Source organism: Actinacidiphila epipremni (genome assembly GCF_012034175.1).
GTDB lineage: Bacteria > Actinomycetota > Actinomycetes > Streptomycetales > Streptomycetaceae > Actinacidiphila > Actinacidiphila epipremni.
In genome coordinates this window covers 290757-308728 of the sequence record NZ_JAATEJ010000002.1, presented here as the reverse complement: position 1 = coordinate 308728, position 17972 = coordinate 290757, and the positions used below count along the sequence as shown (strand labels likewise).

The following is a 17972-nucleotide window of genomic DNA, read 5'->3' as shown; positions in this document are numbered from 1 at the left end:
CGTCCGGCCGGCGCACACCGCCACGTCCGGCCGGCGGGCATCGCGTCCGCCGGCACCGGGCCGGCCTAGCCCGGGGCCCACCAGGTGGCGTCGCCGGTGTCGTTGCTCGCGGTGGGGTGGTCCGGCCACAGCAGGACCGCCAGGACGACGCCGGCGACCAGGGCGAGGGCCAGCAGCACCCACAGCGCCCGCCGGGCCAGCAGGCGGCGGCGTACGGTACGGCGGCCCCGGGCGGTCGCCCGCGCCACCAGTTCGGCGGGCACCGCCGGGTGCGGGGTGTCCAGCAGCTGCCGCACCTCGTCGTCGCGCCGGTTCGGCGCCCGCGGGCTCACCGCGCCACCCCGTGCGCCGCCCGGTGCGCGCCGCCGGGGCCGCCCGTGCTGCTGCGTCCGCCCGGGGCGCCGCGGTCGCCGCCCTGCCGGTCGCGTGCCTCGGCCACCGTGCGCGGGGCCGGGCCGGGGCCGGCCGGTGGGCGGCTGCGCAGGGTCGCGGTCGCGCGGGCGGCGATCGCCCGTACCCGCTCGGCGGCCAGGCCCAGTTGCGCGGCGGTCTGCTCCTCCGCGACGCCCTCGAAGTACCGCATCGTCACCACCAGCCGCTCCTGCGGGGTGAGCCGGTCCAGGACCCCGCCGCGCGGCCGGCGCCACCACGGCCGGTAGGCGAACCGCCGGATCAGCTCGGCCCGCGCCTGGTCGTACGGGTCCTCCGCGCGCATCCGCAGCCAGTCGGCGTACGTGCGCGCGAGCGTCGCCGTGAGCAGCCGCTCGGCCTGCGCGGGGTCGCCGGTGAGCAGGGTGGCGGTGTGCAGCAGGCGCCCTGCCGCCCCGGCGGTGAACGCCGCGAACTCGGCGTCCCGTCGGGTCTCCGCTGCCACCCGGCGTCTCCCCACGCGGACATGGGACGGCAACCGGGTGTTCCGGGTCAAGCCCCTTGCCCGACCCCCTTGGGGCCGTGCCCTTCCGGGCACGCCCCCCGGACCCGCCCGGCGCCCCGTCCCGGCCCCGCCTACCGCCCCTCGGCCGCGGCGCCCGCCGCCGGCTCGTCGTCGCCGCGGCCGAGCCCGGCGTGCCAGTCGGCCAGCGCGACGTTGAAGCGCACCAGCAGATCGGTGAAGACCTCCCGCTCCTCGGCCGTCCAGCCCTCGGTGACCTGGGCCATCAGCCGGCGGCGCGAGTCGCGTACGTCCTCCAGACGGGACCGGCCGCGCGGCGAGACCGCGAGCACCACGGCCCGCCCGTCGTCGGGGTGCGAGGTGCGCTTGACCAGGCCCGTGTCGACCAGCGGCGCCACCTGCCGGGTGACCGTCGAGGAGTCGATGCCCATCGACTCCGCGAGCGCCTTGACGCCCATCGGGCCCTCCCGGTCCAGCCGGTTGAGCAGCAGATAGGCCGCGCGGTCCATGGAGTTGCGGGCCTTGCCTACCCCGCCGAGCCGGGTCTGCTCGGCGCGGCGGGCGAAGAGGGCCACCTGGTGCTGGAGGCGCTCAAGGAGTTCGGTCGAGGTCTCCGTCGGTTTGGACATGGCCTTGAAGCTCGCGTTCTGTCGATTCTGGGAGGGGACGGAAAAGGAAATCGGAAAGGGGCGGAAAGCCCGGCGGAAAGCCGCGCCCGGAAACCGGGCGGGAAGTTGGGAGAAGAGTACGCGGCCGGACTGCCCCGCAGACCCCGCACGCACAAACCGCAACCCGGTCATGACCGTGCCGTGCGGACCGCGGCGCACCCCTGCCCCGCGCGCGCCCCCGCCCGCCCGGCGCCCGCTCGGGGCGTACGCCCCCCCGGGCGCGGCGCACGCCCGCCGTGCGCGTAGTGCGGGTGCCGGACTGCGAGACTGGTCGTATGGACCGACCGGCAACTCCCGCGCCCCACCCGATCACCCTCGACGACGTGCGCGGCGCCCACAAAATGCTGTCCGGGGTGGCCCGGGTCACCGCCATGGAAAGCAGCCGACATCTGTCATCCGTGGTGGGTTCACCCGTCCACCTCAAGTGCGAGAACCTGCAACGCACCGGCTCGTTCAAGATCCGCGGCGCTTACGTGCGGATCGCCGGCCTGAGCCCCGAGGAACGCGCCGCCGGCGTGGTCGCGGCCAGCGCCGGCAACCACGCGCAGGGCGTGGCGCTCGCCGCCTCGCTGCTCGGGGTGCGCTCCACCGTCTTCATGCCGGTCGGCGCCCCGCTGCCCAAGGTCGCCGCGACCCGCGACTACGGCGCCGAGGTACGGCTGCACGGCACCGTCGTCGACGAGACGCTGCGCGCGGCCATCGCGTACGCGCAGGACACCGGCGCGGTCTTCATCCACCCCTTCGACCACCCCGACATCATCGCCGGGCAGGGCACGGTGGGCCTGGAGATCCTGGAGCAGTGCCCGGAGGTGCGCACCATCGTCGTGGGCATCGGCGGCGGCGGCTTCGCGGCCGGTGTCGCGGTCGCGGTCAAGGCGCTGCGGCCGGACGTCCGGGTCGTCGGCGTGCAGGCGGCGGGCGCGGCGGCGTATCCGCCCTCGCTCGCGGCCGGCCGGCCGGTCGCGCTCGGGCAGGTCGCGACGATGGCCGACGGCATCATGGTCGGCCGCCCCGGCGATGTGCCGTTCGGGCTCATCCGCGACCTGGTCGACGATGTCGTGACGGTCTCGGAGGACGAGCTGTCCTCGGCGCTGCTGCTGTGCCTGGAGCGGGCCAAGCTGGTCGTCGAGCCGGCCGGGGCGAGCCCGGTCGCGGCGCTGCTGGCGGACCCGCACGCGTACGAGGGCCCGGTCGTGGCGGTGCTGTCCGGCGGGAACGTGGACCCGCTGCTGCTCCAGCGCATCCTGCGGCACGGCATGTCCGCGGCGGGCCGCTACCTGTCGCTGCGGCTGCGGCTGACCGACCGGCCGGGGGCGCTCGCCACGCTCCTCGGGGTGTTGTCAGTGGTGGACGCTAACGTGCTCGACGTCAGCCATGTGCGGACCGATCCGCGGCTCGGGCTCACCGAGGCGGAGGTCGAGCTGCACCTGGAGACGAAGGGTCCCGAGCACTGCGCCGCGGTCGGCGCGGCGCTGGAGGACGCCGGTTATGTGGTGATCGCCTGAGCTGCCGCCGTACGGGCGGGTCGGGACCGGGGCCGGAGGCTCGTACGCCGGCAGGTTGACGCGATATATCGCGTCTGGCATTCTCGCGGTGTATCGCGTGGGTGCCCCTGCCGGCGGCGTCCGGGGCGGTGTCCCGGCCTCCTGCCGCGGCGGACGCGTTAACCGTTCGCGCGCGGCGGCGCTTGCGGCGATCATCGGCCGATGAGTTTCGGCCGTCCGACCGGTCGTACAGCCGTACAAGCACGCATCACGCAGGGCACGCAGCAGTGCACAGCAACGGACGGGAGCAGCGAAATGCCGGGCGCCATCCATGCCGAGGGTCTGGTCAAGACCTTCGGCGATGTCAGGGCACTGGGGGGAGTGGACCTCGACGTGCCGGAAGGCACGGTCCTCGGTCTGCTCGGGCCCAACGGGGCGGGGAAGACCACCGCCGTCCGCGTCCTGACCACCCTCCTCCAGCCGGACAGCGGCACGGCCACCGTCGCGGGCATCGACGTGGTCAAGCACCCCAACGAGGTACGCCGCCACATCGGCCTGTCGGGCCAGTTCGCGGCCGTCGACGAGTTCCTGACCGGCCGGGAGAACCTGCAGATGGTCGGCGAGCTCTACCAGCTCAGCGCCAAGGCCGCCCGCCGGCGCGCCGACGAGCTGCTGGAGCGCTTCAACCTCGCCGACGCCGCCAACCGGGTCTCCAAGACCTACTCCGGCGGTATGCGCCGCCGGCTCGACCTGGCCGCCGCCCTCGTGGTCAGCCCGCCGGTGATGTTCATGGACGAGCCCAGCACCGGCCTCGACCCGCGCAACCGCCAGCAGCTGTGGGAGGTGATGGAGGACCTGGTCGCCGGCGGCACCACGATGCTGCTCACCACGCAGTATCTCGAGGAGGCCGACCACCTCGCCCACGACATCTGCGTCATCGACCACGGCAAGGTCATCGCCCGCGGCACCTCCGACCAGCTCAAGGCGCAGACCGGCGGCGAGCGCGTCGAGGTCGTCGTGCACGACCGCGACCGCATCGACGACGCCGCCCGGGCCCTGCGCCAGCACGGCAAGGGCGACGCCAAGGTCGAGCAGCACACCCGCAAGATCACCATCCCGATCACCGGCGGCGCCAAGCTGCTCGCCGAGGTCATCCGCGACCTGGACGCGCAGGGCATCGAGATCGACGACATCGGCCTGCGCCGCCCGACGCTGGACGACGTGTTCATCTCGCTGACCGGCCACGCCGCCGAGGACACCGAGGACACCGAGGACGGTGCGGAGGGCGGGCCGGGCGACGGCCCGGCCGCCGGCACCGGCAACGCCGTGAAGGAGGGCGTCAAGTGAGCGCCGCGACCGACACCCCGCAGCTGACCCTCGCGCCCCGGCCGCGCGGCGGCGTCACGCAGTCCGCGCACGACTCGCTGGTCGTCGCCAAGCGCAACCTGCGGCGGATGATGCGCATCCCCGAGGTCGTGATCTTCGGCCTCGTCCAGCCGATCATGTTCGTGGTGCTCTTCAGCTACGTCTTCGGCGGCTCCGTCGCCGTCGGCGGCTCGCTGAGCCCCAACGGGTACCGCAACTTCCTGATGGCCGGAATCTTCGCCCAGACCGTCACCTTCGCGACCGCCGGCGCCGGCGCCGGCATCGCCGACGACATGAGCAAGGGCCTCATCGACCGGTTCCGCTCGCTGCCGATGTCCCGCGGCGCGGTCCTGACCGGCCGCACCCTCGCCGACTCCGTGCAGACCGCGCTCACCGTGGTGGTGCTGGCCTGCGTCGGCCTGCTCGTCGGCTGGCGGATCCACAACGGGGTGCCCAGGATGTTCGGCGCGTTCGCGCTGCTGCTCCTGCTGGGCTACGCCTTCTCGTGGATCGGCGCGCTCATCGGCCTGTCGGTGCGCTCGCCGGAGGCGGCCACCTCGGGCGGCCTGATCTGGCTCTTCCCGGTCACCTTCGTCTCCAACGCCTTCGTGGACTCCTCCCAGATGCCGGGCTGGCTCCAGCCGGTCGCCGACTGGAACCCCTTCAGCGCGACCGTGCAGGCCTGCCGGGTGCTCTTCGGCAACCCGGGCGTCAGCCAGTCCGACGCCTGGCCCATGCAGCACCCGGTGTGGGCGTCGCTGATCTGGTCGGTGATCATCATCGCGGTCTTCCGCACCTGGGCGGTCCACAAGTACCGCTCGGCGACGGCGTAACGGCCCCGCGCACGCAGGACGGGCCCCCGGCGGAAGTCGCCGGGGGCCCGCTGCTTCGTCCGGGGCCGGTTCAGCCCTGGTAGGGCTTGACGTCGAGGACCTTCACCATCGCGCTCTTGCCGTTCGGCAGCTCGTACGTCGCCTCGTCGCCGCTGCGCTTGCCGGCCACCCCGCGGCCGAGCGGGGACTGCGGGGAGTACGTCTCCAGGTCGCTGGAGATGCCCTCGCGCGAGCCGAGCAGGAACGTCAGGGTGTCGTCCTCGTCGCCGTCGAAGGCGATCGTGACGACCATGCCGGGGGCGACCACACCGTCGTCGGCGGGGGCCTCGCCGACCTTCGCGGTCTCCAGGATCTGGGTCAGCTGCCGGATGCGCAGCTCCAGCTTGCCCTGGTCCTCGCGCGCCGCGTGGTAGCCGGCGTTCTCCTTGAGATCGCCTTCCTGGCGGGCTTCCTCGATCTTGGCGACGATCTCGGCGCGGGCCGGACCAGACAGATGCTCCAGCTCGGCCTTGAGCTGGTCGTACGCCGCCTGGGTCAGCCAGGTGACGTTGTCGCTGGTCTGGGTCACAGAGTGCTCCTCGTCGGTACTGTCGTGAAGAATTGCATTGCCACCGGTAGCCGGGACGAAACCACGAGCCTAACAATTACCGGCGACAGACGGGAGCGGATACTTCTGCGTGCCGTGCCGACGCGGGCACGCAGGGTGCTGCCGCCGCGGTGGTGCCGGCGGGGCTCCTTACCGGGGGGGCGGGGTCAGCGGTGTCCCGCCACGCTGCACCCGACGATCTCGCCGGTCGTGCCGCGGGACGTGGTGCGCAGCGTCACCAGCGTGTCGACCTGCTTGCCGTGCTGCGCGATGCGCACGTCCTTGCGGCCCACCTCGTCGTGGTCGCCGTCCACCGAGCGCACGGTGCACACCGCGACGGAGTCGGCGCCCTTGTGGACCTCCAGGTGCATCTGCAGCGACTGGTCCGACACCGCCTCGAAGGCCACCACTTGCGCACTGACCTTGTCACCCGCGAGGGTGTCGTAGCCGTACCAGCCCACCCCGGCGGCGACCAGCACACCGAAGACGACCGCGGCGATCCGCAGCTTACGGTCGGCACGGGCGTCCGCGCCCGGACCGTAGCGGCCCGCGGGCGGGGAACCGTGCGGGCCGGTGTCGACAGCCGCCATGTTCGAGTCTCCCGTTCACTGACCGCGGAATTATTCGTCCCCCCGCTCGGTCACTATAGGAGGCGTGCCCTCCCGGTCGTTCACCGAGGGGGTTCCACGAACCACCGGACTTTGAGGACAGCAGCCTTGACTGAGCAGCTTCGACTGATGGCCGTACACGCTCACCCCGACGACGAGTCGAGCAAGGGTGCCGCCACGATGGCCAAGTACGTGTCAGAAGGGGTGGACGTACTCGTGGCCACCTGCACCGGGGGCGAACGCGGCTCGGTGCTCAACCCCAAACTCCAGGGCGACCCGTACGTCCAGGAGCACATCCACGAGGTGCGCGCCCGCGAGATGGACCTCGCCCGGGAGATCCTCGGCGTCAGGCAGTCGTGGCTCGGCTTCGTCGACTCCGGGCTCCCCGAGGGCGACCCGCTGCCGCCGCTGCCCGAGGGCTGCTTCGGCCTCCAGGACGTCGACGAGGCGGCCGGCGCGCTGGTGAAGCTCGTCCGCGAGTTCCGCCCGCACGTGATCACCACGTACGACGAGAACGGCGGCTACCCGCACCCCGACCACATCATGACCCACAAGATCAGCATGGTGGCCTTCGACGCCGCCGGCGACCCCGAGCGCTACCCCGGGGCCGGCGAGCCCTGGACGCCGCTCAAGCTCTACTACAACCAGGGCTTCAACCGGGAGCGCACCGTCGCGCTGCACGAGGCGCTGGAGGCGCGCGGCCTGGAGTCCCCGTACGGCGAGTGGCTCAAGCGCTGGAAGGACTCCGACCGGCCCGAGCGCAGCCTGACCACGCATGTGCCCTGCGCGGACTTCTTCGAGATCCGCGACAAGGCGCTGCTCGCGCACGCCACGCAGATCGACCCGGACGGGGGCTGGTTCCGGGTGCCGATGGACCTGCAGAAGGAGGTCTGGCCGACCGAGGACTACGAGCTCGCCAAGACCCGGGTGGACGTCTCCCTCCCGGAGGACGACCTCTTTGCGGGCATCCGGCGGGCCTGAGCCACAATGGAGGGCGTGACTGCATCCCTGGCTTCCCACGCCCTCGGCCACCCGCTGGTCTCGCTCGCCGAGGTGAACGATGACAAGGTGACGCCCGGGCTCCTCGGGTTCGTGATCTTCGCGGTGATCGCCGCGGCGTTGTGGCTGCTCATGAAGAACATGGGCAAGCAGATGAAGAAGATCGACTTCGAGGAGCCCGCCGCCCCCGAGCGCCGCCCCTCCACGCCCGCAGCCGAGCCCCCCGCCCACATCCCGGGCCCGAAGGCCCCGTAGCACCCGTAGCTCCCTTCTTGGCCTCTTAGTCCCTTTAGCCCCCTTGGCCCCCGCGTGGGTGCCCGCTAGGCGAAGGGCAGGGCCATGGTCATGCGGGTCGTGCGGGTGGGGGTCATGGCGAGGCGCCAGGCGGGCCAGGGGGCGGTGGAGCCGCGGGCGAGCAGGACGGCGTACGCGGCGACGTAACCGTCGAGGTCGGGGTCCGCGGCCGGGTAGGGCGCGCGGGCGGCGAGCGCGTGGAGGTCGTCGGCGGCCTGCCGCGCACCCTCCTCCGACAGCAGGGGGAGGACCGTCGCCCGCAGGAAGAGGGCCCAGTCCTGCCCCCGCCGGTCGCCGAGCTCGGCGAAGAGTGCATACGCCTCGTCCAGCAGCGCCACCGCCTCCGCCGGCCGCTCGTTGCCCGCGTCGATGACCGCCAGCTCCACGCACGACCACGCCTCGCCGTGCGGGACGCCGATCCGCCGGAAGTCCTGCCGGGCGTCCTGGAGCAGCTGCCGCGCGAACCCGCTGTTGCGCAGGTTGCCGGTACGCGCCGCCCGCTGGTCGCGGGTGACCCGCGCGGAGTTGTGCCGCGCGCACGCGAGCCCGTACACGTCACGCATCCGCGAGAACATCGTCCGCGAGCGCTCCAGCGTGCGCAGCGCCGCGTCCAGGTCGCCGCACTCCTCCAGCGACAGGCCCAGGTAGTACAGGCTCCACGCCTCGCCGCGGGCGTCCTCGTTCGTGCGGTGGCGCTGGAGCGCCGCCTCCAGGTCCGCCGACGCCTCGCGGGCCTCGCCGCGCAGCAGCCGGGCCCGGGCCAGTTGCGTCGTCGTCCAGGCGGTGCCGCGCGGGTCGCGGGCCAGCGCGTACGCCTGCCCGGCCGCCCGCAACTGCGCCTCGCCCTCCTCCAGCCGGCCCAGCAGCAGGAAGACCTGCCCGAGCTGGAGGTGCGCCCACGCCTCGCCCTGCACGCTCTCGTTGGCCCGGTGCAGCGCCAGCGACTCGTACAGCAGCTCCAGCGCGCCCGCGAGCTGCCCCATGTCGCGCAGCACCGCCGCGAGCGCGTGCATCGTCCAGGCCCGGTCCTCCTCCAGCTCCGGGGCGGTCTGGATCGCCAGCGCCTCACGCAGCTTCGCCTCCGCCTCGCGGAGGTTGCCCTGGTGGTGCAGGGTGATGCCGAGGCTGTCCAGCGCGCGGGCCGCGCCCGCCGGGTGCTGCGCCTCGAAGTAGAGGTCCACCACCGTGCTGAGCGTCGACTTCGCCCGGTCCAGCTCGCCGAGCTGCCGGGCCGCGATGCCGGTACGCCACTGCACCGAGCGCACCAGCACCGAGCGGTCCTCGTCCGGGCCGGAATGCGCCGCCCGGGACTGCTGGCCCTGCGCCAACTCGCTGATCTCGCCGAGCCGGTAGAGGTCGCCGCGCAGCAGGCAGTAGTCGCACAGCGCGCCCAGCAGCGCCTGCACCGCCGCCCGGTCCACGCCCTCGGTGCGGCGCAGCGCGGCCGTGATGAAGCTGGACTCCTCGTCGAGCCAGCGCAGCGCGTTCTCCAGCGACGTGAAGCCGTGGTGGCCGAAGCGGCCGGCCCGGGTGGAGGTCTTGCCTTCGACGAGCCGCACCACGGTGTTGGCGAGGTCGGCGTACGAGCGGATCAGCCGCTCGTGCGCGGCGGCCCGCTCCACCGGGTCCTCCTCGTCCAGCAGCCGCTCGGCGGCGAAGGCGCGTACGAGGTCGTGCGGGCGGTAACGGCTGCCGCGCACCTGGTCGATGAGCCCGGCCTTCGCCAACTCCGCGAGCCTGCGGGCGGCTTCCTGGTCGTCGGTGGCCAGCAGCGCCGCTGCCGCGGCGGCGCCGAAGCTGGCCCGGCCGGTGAGCGCGAGCCGGCGCAGCAGGCGGCGGTTGGGCTCGGGCTGGTCGTGGTAGCGCAGGGCCAGTATCCGGTCGACCGCCGGGCGGGGGCCGAACACCTCGATGTCGGCGGCGAGCCGGTCCGGGCCGTGGTGGTCGGCGAGGGCGCCGCCGGCGATCCGCAGCGCGAGCGGCAGGCCCGCGCACAGCTCGCCGAGCCGGGCGGCCTGCGCGGTGCCGGGCGGCTCCAGCCCGGCCTCTTCGGCGAGTTGGCGCAGCAGGCCGTGAACTCCCTGCGGGCTGAGGGCTTCCACCGGGTAGTGGTGCACGCGGGCGCCCGGCAGCTCCAGGTCCAGCGGCTCGTCCGCCGTGACCAGCACGAGGCTTTCCGACCGCTCCGGTACGAGGGCCGCGACCTGCTGCGGGTCGGTCGCGTCGTCCAGCACGATGACGACGGGCACGCCGGTGAGGTGCTGCTGGTACTGCTCCATGAGCCGCCGCAGGTGCTGGCCCTGGTCCTGCCGGTCCTGCCGGTCCCGGAAGAGCAGCTGGTCGCGCGGGGCGCCGAGCCGGTTGAGCAGGTGCAGCAGCGCGTCCCGGGTGGCCACGCCGGTCCTGGCCTCGTCCGCCCCCCGCAGGTTCACCACGCACGCCCCGCGGAACTGGTCCCTCAACTGCCGCGCCGCCCGCACCGCGAGCGTCGTCCGCCCGCTGCCCTGCTCGCCGTGCAGCACAACGACGGTCGGCTGCACGGTCGTTGCGGCCCGCGCCTGGTGCACGGCCCGCGTGATGTACGCGAGCGGTTCCGCCCGCCCGGTGAACGCCCCTTCTGCGGCGGGCAGTTGCCCGAACGACTGCTCCAGCACCGCCCGCGTCCGGGCCGCCGCACTCCGGTCCCCACCGGGCCGCCGCGCCCGCGGCAGCTCGGCGGCGCTGCGGGCGAGCTTGACGAGTCCGGCGGGGGGCTGCACGCGACCGGCTCCGCCGGGGGTGAGGGGCCCCTTGCCGGGTGAGCCGGCGCGGCCGGGGGCGGGGGTGGGACCGCCGGGTGAGCTGCGGGGGCCGGGGGCGGGGGCGGTGCCGCCGGGTGAGCTGCCGGGGCGGGGGGCGGTGCCGGGCCCGGCCCCCGCGCCGGGTGAGCTGCCGGGGCCGGCCCCGGCGCCGGGCGTGGCGGCGGAGGGGGCGCCGGTGCCGTATGCGCTGCCGGGCTCGGCGCCTGGGCCGGTGCTGTGGCCGCGCGCGGGGCTGGTGCCGGGCGTGGGGCCCGGGTGCGTGCCGGTGCCGCCGGCGGATGCGCCTCCGGTGCCGGGTACGGAGCCGGCGCCGCTGCCCGGAGCGGTGCCGGTGCCGTATGCGCTGCCGTCCGGGTCAGCGCCCGAGCGGGTGCCGCCGCCGGACGCGTCGCTGGTGCCGTGTCCGGCCCGGACGCCGGGCGTTGCGTCGGGCTGGTTGCCGTCGCCGTGTCCGGCGCCGACGCCCGGGGCCGAGCCGTAGCCCGTACCCGCGCCCGCGCCCGCCGCGCCGACGCCCGGGGCCGACCCGTAGCCCGTACGCCCGCCCGCGCCCGCGCCTGCCGCGCCGGCAGGCCCGGCACCGGCTCCCGGCGCTGACCCGTAGCCCGTACGTGCCCCCGCGTCCGGGCCGGCCTCCGCGCCCTCGCCGCCGGGCCGGGCCTCGTACCCAGCCCCGGCCCAAGCGGCGCCCGCCCCGGCACCGGGGCCCGTACCCGGCGTGCTGCCGCCCACGGCACCGCCACCCCCGCCCGACTCCAGGAAAGGCCGCAGCCCGCGGCGTTCCAGGGCGGACAGCCACAGCAGGCGGAGCTGTTCGGGCCCGCCGGGGGCGGCGCGCTCGTCCGCGGCGGCGGCGCGGCGGGCCGCCCGGCCGCGGGCGGCGGCCGTACCCAGCGCCGCGACGCCCGCCGCGCCCACCGCCGCGCCGGTCAGCAGGGAGCCGCCGAGGGAGAAACCCTGGCCCACGTCCACGCCGAAGGCGGTGAGCGCGGCGACCCCCGTCGCGACGCCCCCGGCCGTACTGCCCGCGGCCCCCCGCGGCCGGCCGTCCGGCACCGCCCGCGACACCCCCGGCCGCGCGTCCAACGCCCGTACGTACGCGAGGTATTCGCCCGCCGCGGCCCCGGCGAGCTCGTCGAACCGCTCCCGCGCCCGCCGCAGCAGCGCGTCCGCGTCCCCCGCGGCAGCGCCCCGCTCGGCCACCAGCCGTACCAGCAGCCGGTCCGCGGCGGTACGGTCGGCTTCCCGCAGGGCGATCCGTGACTCCGGCACTTCGTCCTCCCCGGTGACGCCCGACCCCTCCCGTCGGAAGGGCGGTCGGACAGGTTTGGTGCCCGCCCACGGGCCGCGTCAAGCCCCGCCCCGCGCCCCGATCCCGTCCCAACTCTGTTACAGGCCCCCGCAGCCGGCTCAGCCCCCGGCGCCCCCGCCCCCGCCCCCGCCGGCGCCCGCCACCTCCGCCAACCGCCGCAGCAGCAGGGCGCGTTCGGCTCCGTTACGGGTCAGGCCCGCGGCGCGGGCGAACTCCGCGCGGGCCTCGGCGGCGCGGCCGAGCCGGGCCAGCAGGTCACCGCGGACGCTCGGCAGCAGGTGGTAGCCGTCCAGCGCACCGCTCGCGGCGACCCGGTCCACGACGGCGAGCCCGGCCGCGGGCCCCTCGGCCATGCCGACGGCGACCGCGCGGTTCAGCTCGACCACGGGGGAGGGCGCGACGGCGGCCAGCGCCCGGTAGAGCTCGGCGATACGGCCCCAGTCGGTGTCCTCGGCCCGTACCGCACGGGCGTGGCACGCGGCGATCGCGGCCTGCAAGGCGTACGGCCCCGGCGCCGCCCCCCGCGCCCTCGCCGCGGCGTCCGCCCGGGCCAGGGCGGCGAAGCCGCGGTGGATGAGCAGCAGGTCCCAGCGCCTGCGGTCCTGCTCCAGCAGCGTCACCGGCCCGCCGTCCGGCCCGACGCGGGCCGCCGCGCGCGACGCCTGCACCTCCAGCAGCGCCGCGAGCCCATGCACCTCGGGCTCCGCCGGGAGCAGCCCCTGGAGCACGCGGGCCAGCCGCAACGCGTCCTCGCACAGGCCCGGGCGCATCCAGTCCTCGCCGGCGGTCGCCGAGTAGCCCTCGTTGAAGATCAGGTAGACGACCTCCAGCACCGACGCCAGCCGCTGCGCCAGCTCCGCACCCCGCGGCACCTCGAACGGCACCTTCTCCTTGGCCAGCGTCCGCTTGGCGCGCACGATGCGCTGCGCGACGGTCGGCTCAGCGGTGAGGAAGGCCCGGGCGATCTCGTCGGTCGTCAGGCCGCCGAGCAGCCGCAGCGTCAGCGCGAGCCGGGCCTCGCGGGAGAGCACGGGATGGCACGCGACGAAGACCAGCCGCAACAGGTCGTCCTCGATCCCGCCCTCGGCACCGGCGGTGCCGGCCGGCTCGTCGAAGACGGCGGCCCCCTGCGCGATCTCCAGCTCGTGCCCGAGCAGCCGCAGCTTGCGGGCGAAGACCTCGTTGCGCCGGATGAGGTCGATGCCGCGGCGCTTGGCGGTGGTCATCAGCCAGGCGCCGGGATTGCGCGGCACACCGTCGCGCGGCCACTGCTCCAGGGCGGCGACCAGCGCGTCCTGCGCGAGCTCCTCGGCGAGGTCTATGTCGTGCACGAGCCGGACCAGCCCCGCGACCAGCCGTGGCGACTCGATCCGCCACACGGCCTCCACCGCCCGGCGCGCCCGCCGCGTCTGCTCGTCCCGCGGGCCGCCGGCCCCTTGCTCCTCGGCTGCCGTCACGACCCCCCATCACAGCAGCCGCGGGGCGCCGCCGCCAAGCCGACGCCCCGCTTCCCCCGTTGCCGCCGCCCCCCGCTCGCTCCTACTCCGGCTCCTCCACCTGCCGCACCTCGGCCTCGATCTCCCACTCCTCCCCGTGCACGGCCAGGAACCGCGAGGCCCACTGCGTCGCCTCCTCCAGCGATTTGGCCTGCACGAGCGCGTACCCCCCGATGACCTCCTTGGCCTCACTGAACGGCCCGTCCAGCACCGTCTGCTTCCCCTTGACCTGCCGCACCACCGCCCCCGGCTCCACCGCCCGCAACCCCCCGGTGTCCAGCAGCACCCCCGCCTTCGTCATCTCCTCCAGCAGCTTCCCCATCTCCTCCATGAGCTCCCCACTCGGCCCCTCCACCGGAGCCTTCGCCGGGTCCAGCCGCAGCAACATCATGTAACGCACGCCGATCTCCTCTCCCAGGGCCCGCTTCCCGCGCCCTCACCCAATGCGTCGAACACGACCCCCCGCGATCGACACACCGGCGCAAGTTTTTCCGGGGCCCTCAGCCCAGCGACGTGAGATCGACGTCCAGCGCAAAGGGCGCGCTTGCCTTGACGACGCCCGCGAAGACGTCCCCCTCGCGATACGCGCAGGTCGCGGCATCGAGCAGATACGTATAGACCAGCGGGACCGTGCCGGCGGACTGCTCGATGCGCCAGTAGAAGGGGATGCCCGCGCGGGCGTACTGCTGGAGCTTGACGACCCGGTCAGTGGTCTCCGAGCCCGGGGACACCACCTCGACGCCGGCGCACTGCTCGGCGGACCAGGAGCCGTACTGCTCGGCGGTGATCTGCTCGTGCATCCGTGCGGGTACGGCCGGCTCGTCGCTCATACGTCTCTGATGAGCACGCGGCTTCCGCAGAGCTTCGACCAGTCGTCGCGGTCCGAGGTGAGGACGACGACGGGAGCCGGCATCCGCAGTGCGAGCGCCGCGACGAGCGCGTCGATGGCGTATTTGTGCCCGTGCAGCCCGCCCGCGTCCTGGAGCAGCGCCACCGCGGTCAGCGAGTCCTCCTGGCTGACGGGCTCCACCCGGAGCCGGGAGAGCAGCCAGCGCAGCCGTGCGTGGTCGGTCTTGCCGTGCACCGCTTCGACGATGGTCAGCACGGACACGAGGACCGGGACTCCGGCCTGCCGGGCGGCCTCGATACGGGCCGCCATCTTCCGGTCGTTGCGCAGCAGCAGCGACAGCGCCTCGGAGTCGAGGACCAGGGAGCGCGGCGGCTGCTCCTTCACGCAGCGCCCCGCCCGACGCCCCGGGCGTCCTCTTCCCCGAACAGCTCGCGGCGGGCGGCCTCGACCTCCTGCTCCGTGAGCGGCCCGTGCTCCTCTTCGTGCGCTGCGACGATCTCGGCCAGCCCGTCCATGGCGAGCTGGTGCCTGACCGCCTCCGTGATGTACCCGGACAGCCCCCGCCGCCCGGTCCGCGAGCGCAGCTCACTGACCAGCTCGGCGGGCATGGACACGGAGATGTTCTCGGTGTTCCCGGCACGGGTCGGCTTCACGCAGCCAGTGTACGACAGCCTCTAATACATCACGAGCGGCCGAGCATTCCCCCCTGTGCGGACGTGCCGGCACCCCTCGCCACCAACCGCTCCTGAGTCGCTGAAGACGAGAGTTGACTCCAGCTGCTTGCACCGCTTAAGATCGAAGACGAATCCAGCGAAAAGGCGCTGGGCTCATCTACGGCGGGAGCACCCATGGCAACGTTGAGCATCCACTTCGACCCCGCGGTCATCGCTCGGCTCGTCAGCGCGAGCACCGATGACACCGTCCACGTCACCCTCGCCCTCGGCGGAGGCGAGCCTCCGGTGAAAGCCGCGCCCGTCATTCCCCACGGGCCCCTCGCGGGGCTGATGCGTGCCGGTTTGCTCAAGCCGGACACCGTCCTGACGTTCCGTCAGCGCCGCGCCAACAGATCCGGCCGCGCGGTCGTCACCGCTGACGGCCAGCTCATCGTCGACGGCCACCCCTCCCCCTTCCCCTCCCCGTCCAAGGCCGCGGAAGCCGTAACCGGCAATGTGATCAACGGCTGGACCCTGTGGCAGACACCCGACGGCTCCACCCTCGACCAGCTCCGCCAGGAACTGGACGCCTCGTAGAAGGCGGGGAAGGCCTCGGCCCGGCATCGCCGAACTCCTCACCTAGACCATCTGTCGGCAACCGCCGACGAACATGCCCGCTTCTCCGCCTGCATACCAAGGAGTTCTTTGTACGTGACCTTCGACCTGGTCGCCGTCCTCGTCGCCACCGGGTCGCTCGTGATCGGAGCGCTGGTCTTCCGCTGGAGCGCTCCGCCGTCGGGCGCGAGCAGCCCCTCGCGAGGCGAGCGGCTGGTCTACGCATTCACAGCCGCTGTGGCGGTCGTGGCCCTCGGCGGTTACCTGGCGAGCGGGATCCACGGAACCGAGCACACAACCCACATCACACACGCGAGGTAAAGGTAGTGGCGGGCCGCGGCGCCGGGGCTGTCCGGTAGTCCGCGGCGCGGCCCGCGCGACCCCGTGGCGGGGTTGGGCCGTTCGGAGAGGGGGGTGGGCGCGGGGTTCGATCGGGGCGGGGCTCTGTGGGAGGCTGGGGCGGTGAACCGACTCGGTGACGCTACTTCGCCCTATTTGCTGCAGCATGCGGACAACCCGGTCGACTGGTGGCCGTGGGGGGCCGAGGCGTTCGAGGTGGCGCGCAAGCGCGGGGTGCCGGTGGTGCTCAGTGTGGGGTATTCGGCGTGTCACTGGTGTCACGTCATGGCGCGGGAGTCGTTCGAGGACGAGCAGATCGCTGCGTATATGAACGAGCACTTCGTCGCCGTGAAGGTGGACCGGGAGGAGCGGCCGGACGTCGACGCCGTGTATATGGAGGCGGTGCAGGCGGCGACCGGGCAGGGCGGGTGGCCCATGACGGTGTTCCTCACGCCGGACGGGGAGCCGTTCTACTTCGGGACGTATTTCCCGCCGCGGGCGCGGCAGGGGATGCCGGGGTTCGTCGACGTGCTGGAGGGTGTGGTCGCCGCGTGGCGGGACCGGCGCGAGGAGGTCGGCGAGGTCGCCGGGAACATCGTGCGGGACCTCGCGGGGCGCGGCGCCGCGTTCGGGGTGTCGGCCACGCCCGGTGAGGCGGAGATGGGGGCCGCGCTGCTGGGGCTCACCCGGGAGTACGACGCCCGGCGCGGCGGGTTCGGCGGCGCGCCGAAGTTCCCGCCCTCCATGGTGCTGGAGTTCCTGCTGCGGCACCACGCCCGCACCGGCGCCGAGGGCGCCCTCCAGATGGCCCGCGACACCTGCGAGGCGATGGCCCGCGGCGGCATCTACGACCAACTCGGCGGCGGCTTCGCCCGCTACAGCGTCGACCGCGAGTGGGTCGTCCCGCACTTCGAGAAGATGCTCTACGACAACGCGCTGCTCATGAGGGTGTACGCGCATCTGTGGCGCGCCACGGGCTCCGACCTCGCCCGCCGGGTCGCGCTGGAGACCGCCGACTTCGTCGTCGGTGAACTCGCCACCGACGAGGGCGGGTTCGCCTCCGCGCTGGACGCCGACAGCGACGACGGCAGCGGCGGCCACGCCGAAGGCGCGTACTACGTCTGGACGCCCGGGCAACTCGTCGCCGAACTCGGCGAGGCGGACGGCAAGTTCGCCGCGGACTACTTCGGCGTCACTGACGAGGGCACCTTCGAGGAAGGCGCCTCCGTGCTCCAACTGCGGCAGGGCGGCGGCGTGGTGGACGCCCAGCGGGTCGCCTCGGTACGGGACCGGCTGCTCGCCGCCCGCTCCCGGCGGCCCCGCCCCGGCCGGGACGACAAGGTCGTCGCCGCCTGGAACGGCCTGGCCATCGCCGCGCTCGCTGAGACCGGCGCGTACTTTGACCGTACGGACCTGGTGCAGGCCGCGGTGGACGCGGCCGACCTGCTGGTGCGGGTGCACATGGACGGGCGCGGCCGGCTCACCCGCACGTCGCGCGACGGGGTCGCCGGCCACAACGACGGCGTGCTGGAGGACTACGCGGACGTCGCCGAGGGCTTCCTCGCGCTCGCCTCCGTAACCGGCGAGGGCGTCTGGCTGGACTTCGCCGGGCTGCTGCTCGACTCGGTCATCCACCACTTCGCCGCCGAGGACGGCACCCTCTACGACACCGCGGACGACGCGGAGAAGCTGATCCGGCGGCCCCAGGACCCCACCGACAACGCCACGCCCTCCGGCTGGACGGCGGCGGCCGGCGCGCTGCTGTCGTACGCCGCCCACACCGGCGCCGAGCCGCACCGCACCGCGGCCGAGGCCGCGCTCGGCGTGGTGGGCGCGCTCGCCTCGCGGGCGCCGCGGTTCATCGGGTGGGGGCTCGCGGTCGCCGAGGCCGCGATCGACGGGCCGCGCGAGGTCGCCGTCGTCGGCCACACCGGCGACCCGCTCACCGCGGAGCTGCACCGCACCGCGCTGCTGGGCGCCGCGCCCGGCGTCGTCGTCGCGGTCGGCGAGGAGGGCTCCACGGAGTTCCCGCTGCTCCACCAGCGGCCCACCCGCGCCGGGCGCTCGGCGGCGTACGTCTGCAAGGGCTTCGTGTGCGACGCCCCGACCTCCGACCCGCGCACCCTGCGCAGCCAGCTCCGGCCCGGCGGCTGAACGGGGCTGAACACCCGGGCCCG

The 17972-nt window shown here is 74.2% G+C and carries 19 protein-coding genes; 8 read left to right on the top strand and 11 right to left on the bottom strand.

Features of this window, described 5'->3' with window-relative positions:
- Positions 1-65: 65 nt before the first annotated feature.
- From HCN08_RS04195 to HCN08_RS04185, 3 genes are all read right to left on the bottom strand, one after another.
- Positions 66-332 carry a hypothetical protein gene (locus tag HCN08_RS04195; RefSeq protein ID WP_206318405.1) on the bottom strand — a complete coding sequence of 89 codons (267 nt, stop codon included), beginning with the start codon at positions 330-332 and terminating at the stop codon, positions 66-68.
- Positions 329-874 carry a sigma factor-like helix-turn-helix DNA-binding protein gene (locus HCN08_RS04190; RefSeq protein WP_407648665.1) on the bottom strand — a complete coding sequence of 182 codons (546 nt, stop codon included), beginning with the start codon at positions 872-874 and terminating at the stop codon, positions 329-331. The genes HCN08_RS04195 and HCN08_RS04190 overlap by 4 nt, the downstream gene beginning before the upstream one ends.
- Before the next feature lie 131 nt (positions 875-1005).
- On the bottom strand, positions 1006-1521 hold the full coding sequence (locus HCN08_RS04185; protein ID WP_167981466.1) for a MarR family winged helix-turn-helix transcriptional regulator: 516 nt from the start codon (positions 1519-1521) through the stop codon (positions 1006-1008).
- A 314-nt stretch (positions 1522-1835) separates the two neighbouring features.
- Between HCN08_RS04185 and ilvA the strand changes: the two genes are divergently transcribed.
- The 3 genes from ilvA to HCN08_RS04170 all read left to right on the top strand — a co-directional run bounded on the left by ilvA (position 1836) and on the right by HCN08_RS04170 (position 5242).
- Entirely contained in the window at positions 1836-3065 is a 1230-nt protein-coding gene (ilvA, locus tag HCN08_RS04180) for a threonine ammonia-lyase (RefSeq protein WP_167981465.1), read from the top strand.
- Between the two features lie 294 nt (positions 3066-3359).
- Positions 3360-4391 (top strand): ATP-binding cassette domain-containing protein, encoded by a 1032-nt coding sequence (locus HCN08_RS04175; protein ID WP_167981464.1) that lies wholly within the window; start codon positions 3360-3362, stop codon positions 4389-4391.
- Positions 4388-5242, top strand: coding sequence for an ABC transporter permease (locus HCN08_RS04170; RefSeq protein WP_167981463.1), 855 nt, complete (start codon positions 4388-4390; stop codon positions 5240-5242). The genes HCN08_RS04175 and HCN08_RS04170 overlap by 4 nt, the downstream gene beginning before the upstream one ends.
- Positions 5243-5312: 70 nt before the next feature.
- Here the strand turns inward: HCN08_RS04170 and greA are convergent, their stop codons facing one another.
- Both greA and HCN08_RS04160 read right to left on the bottom strand, forming a co-directional pair.
- Complete coding sequence (gene greA / locus HCN08_RS04165; protein ID WP_167981462.1) at positions 5313-5810, bottom strand: transcription elongation factor GreA; 498 nt, start codon at positions 5808-5810, stop codon at positions 5313-5315.
- Between the two features lie 185 nt (positions 5811-5995).
- Positions 5996-6418, bottom strand: coding sequence for a DUF4307 domain-containing protein (locus HCN08_RS04160; protein WP_167981461.1), 423 nt, complete (start codon positions 6416-6418; stop codon positions 5996-5998).
- 126 nt (positions 6419-6544) lie between these two features.
- Here HCN08_RS04160 and mca point away from each other — a divergent pair, with 126 nt between their 5' ends.
- Both mca and HCN08_RS04150 read left to right on the top strand, forming a co-directional pair.
- Positions 6545-7417: a mycothiol conjugate amidase Mca gene (gene mca, locus HCN08_RS04155; RefSeq protein WP_167981460.1), complete on the top strand. Its 873-nt coding sequence runs from the start codon at positions 6545-6547 to the stop codon at positions 7415-7417.
- Positions 7418-7423: 6 nt separating this feature from the next.
- Positions 7424-7690 (top strand): hypothetical protein, encoded by a 267-nt coding sequence (locus HCN08_RS04150; RefSeq protein WP_167981459.1) that lies wholly within the window; start codon positions 7424-7426, stop codon positions 7688-7690.
- A gap of 65 nt (positions 7691-7755) precedes the next feature.
- Here the strand turns inward: HCN08_RS04150 and HCN08_RS04145 are convergent, their stop codons facing one another.
- The 6 genes from HCN08_RS04145 to HCN08_RS04120 form a co-directional block, all read right to left on the bottom strand.
- The gene (locus HCN08_RS04145; protein WP_322974217.1) at positions 7756-11802 is read right to left on the bottom strand and encodes an AAA family ATPase; all 4047 of its coding nucleotides are present in this window, start codon (positions 11800-11802) and stop codon (positions 7756-7758) included.
- 138 nt (positions 11803-11940) lie between these two features.
- Positions 11941-13299, bottom strand: a complete 1359-nt coding sequence (locus HCN08_RS04140; RefSeq protein ID WP_407648664.1) for an RNA polymerase sigma factor — start codon at positions 13297-13299, stop codon at positions 11941-11943.
- Positions 13300-13381: 82 nt separating this feature from the next.
- Complete coding sequence (locus HCN08_RS04135; protein WP_206318371.1) at positions 13382-13729, bottom strand: YciI family protein; 348 nt, start codon at positions 13727-13729, stop codon at positions 13382-13384.
- A 109-nt stretch (positions 13730-13838) separates the two neighbouring features.
- A complete protein-coding gene (locus HCN08_RS04130) occupies positions 13839-14168 on the bottom strand; it encodes a Uma2 family endonuclease (RefSeq protein ID WP_167981457.1) in 330 nt (109 codons plus the stop codon).
- A complete protein-coding gene (locus HCN08_RS04125; RefSeq protein WP_167981456.1) occupies positions 14165-14572 on the bottom strand; it encodes a PIN domain-containing protein in 408 nt (135 codons plus the stop codon). Before HCN08_RS04125 ends, HCN08_RS04130 begins: the two co-directional genes overlap by 4 nt.
- Positions 14569-14841: a hypothetical protein gene (locus HCN08_RS04120; RefSeq protein ID WP_167981455.1), complete on the bottom strand. Its 273-nt coding sequence runs from the start codon at positions 14839-14841 to the stop codon at positions 14569-14571. The genes HCN08_RS04125 and HCN08_RS04120 overlap by 4 nt, the downstream gene beginning before the upstream one ends.
- Before the next feature lie 195 nt (positions 14842-15036).
- Here HCN08_RS04120 and HCN08_RS04115 point away from each other — a divergent pair, with 195 nt between their 5' ends.
- From HCN08_RS04115 to HCN08_RS04105, 3 genes are all read left to right on the top strand, one after another.
- Complete coding sequence (locus HCN08_RS04115; RefSeq protein ID WP_167981454.1) at positions 15037-15438, top strand: restriction system modified-DNA reader domain-containing protein; 402 nt, start codon at positions 15037-15039, stop codon at positions 15436-15438.
- Between the two features lie 114 nt (positions 15439-15552).
- Positions 15553-15777, top strand: coding sequence for a hypothetical protein (locus tag HCN08_RS04110; protein ID WP_167981453.1), 225 nt, complete (start codon positions 15553-15555; stop codon positions 15775-15777).
- Between the two features lie 141 nt (positions 15778-15918).
- Entirely contained in the window at positions 15919-17949 is a 2031-nt protein-coding gene (locus tag HCN08_RS04105) for a thioredoxin domain-containing protein (RefSeq protein WP_167981452.1), read from the top strand.
- Positions 17950-17972: the final 23 nt, after the last annotated feature.

Bases quoted from the DNA above. Each gene is read 5' to 3' on its own strand.
- HCN08_RS04185 (WP_167981466.1), bottom strand. From the start codon at position 1,521: ATGTCCAAACCGACGGAGACCTCGACCGAACTCCTTGAGCGCCTCCAG.
- ilvA (WP_167981465.1), top strand. From the start codon at position 1,836: ATGGACCGACCGGCAACTCCCGCGCCCCACCCGATCACCCTCGACGAC.
- HCN08_RS04175 (WP_167981464.1), top strand. From the start codon at position 3,360: ATGCCGGGCGCCATCCATGCCGAGGGTCTGGTCAAGACCTTCGGCGAT.
- HCN08_RS04160 (WP_167981461.1), bottom strand. From the start codon at position 6,418: ATGGCGGCTGTCGACACCGGCCCGCACGGTTCCCCGCCCGCGGGCCGC.
- HCN08_RS04150 (WP_167981459.1), top strand. From the start codon at position 7,424: ATGGAGGGCGTGACTGCATCCCTGGCTTCCCACGCCCTCGGCCACCCG.
- HCN08_RS04135 (WP_206318371.1), bottom strand. From the start codon at position 13,729: ATGATGTTGCTGCGGCTGGACCCGGCGAAGGCTCCGGTGGAGGGGCCG.
- HCN08_RS04130 (WP_167981457.1), bottom strand. From the start codon at position 14,168: ATGAGCGACGAGCCGGCCGTACCCGCACGGATGCACGAGCAGATCACC.
- HCN08_RS04115 (WP_167981454.1), top strand. From the start codon at position 15,037: ATGGCAACGTTGAGCATCCACTTCGACCCCGCGGTCATCGCTCGGCTC.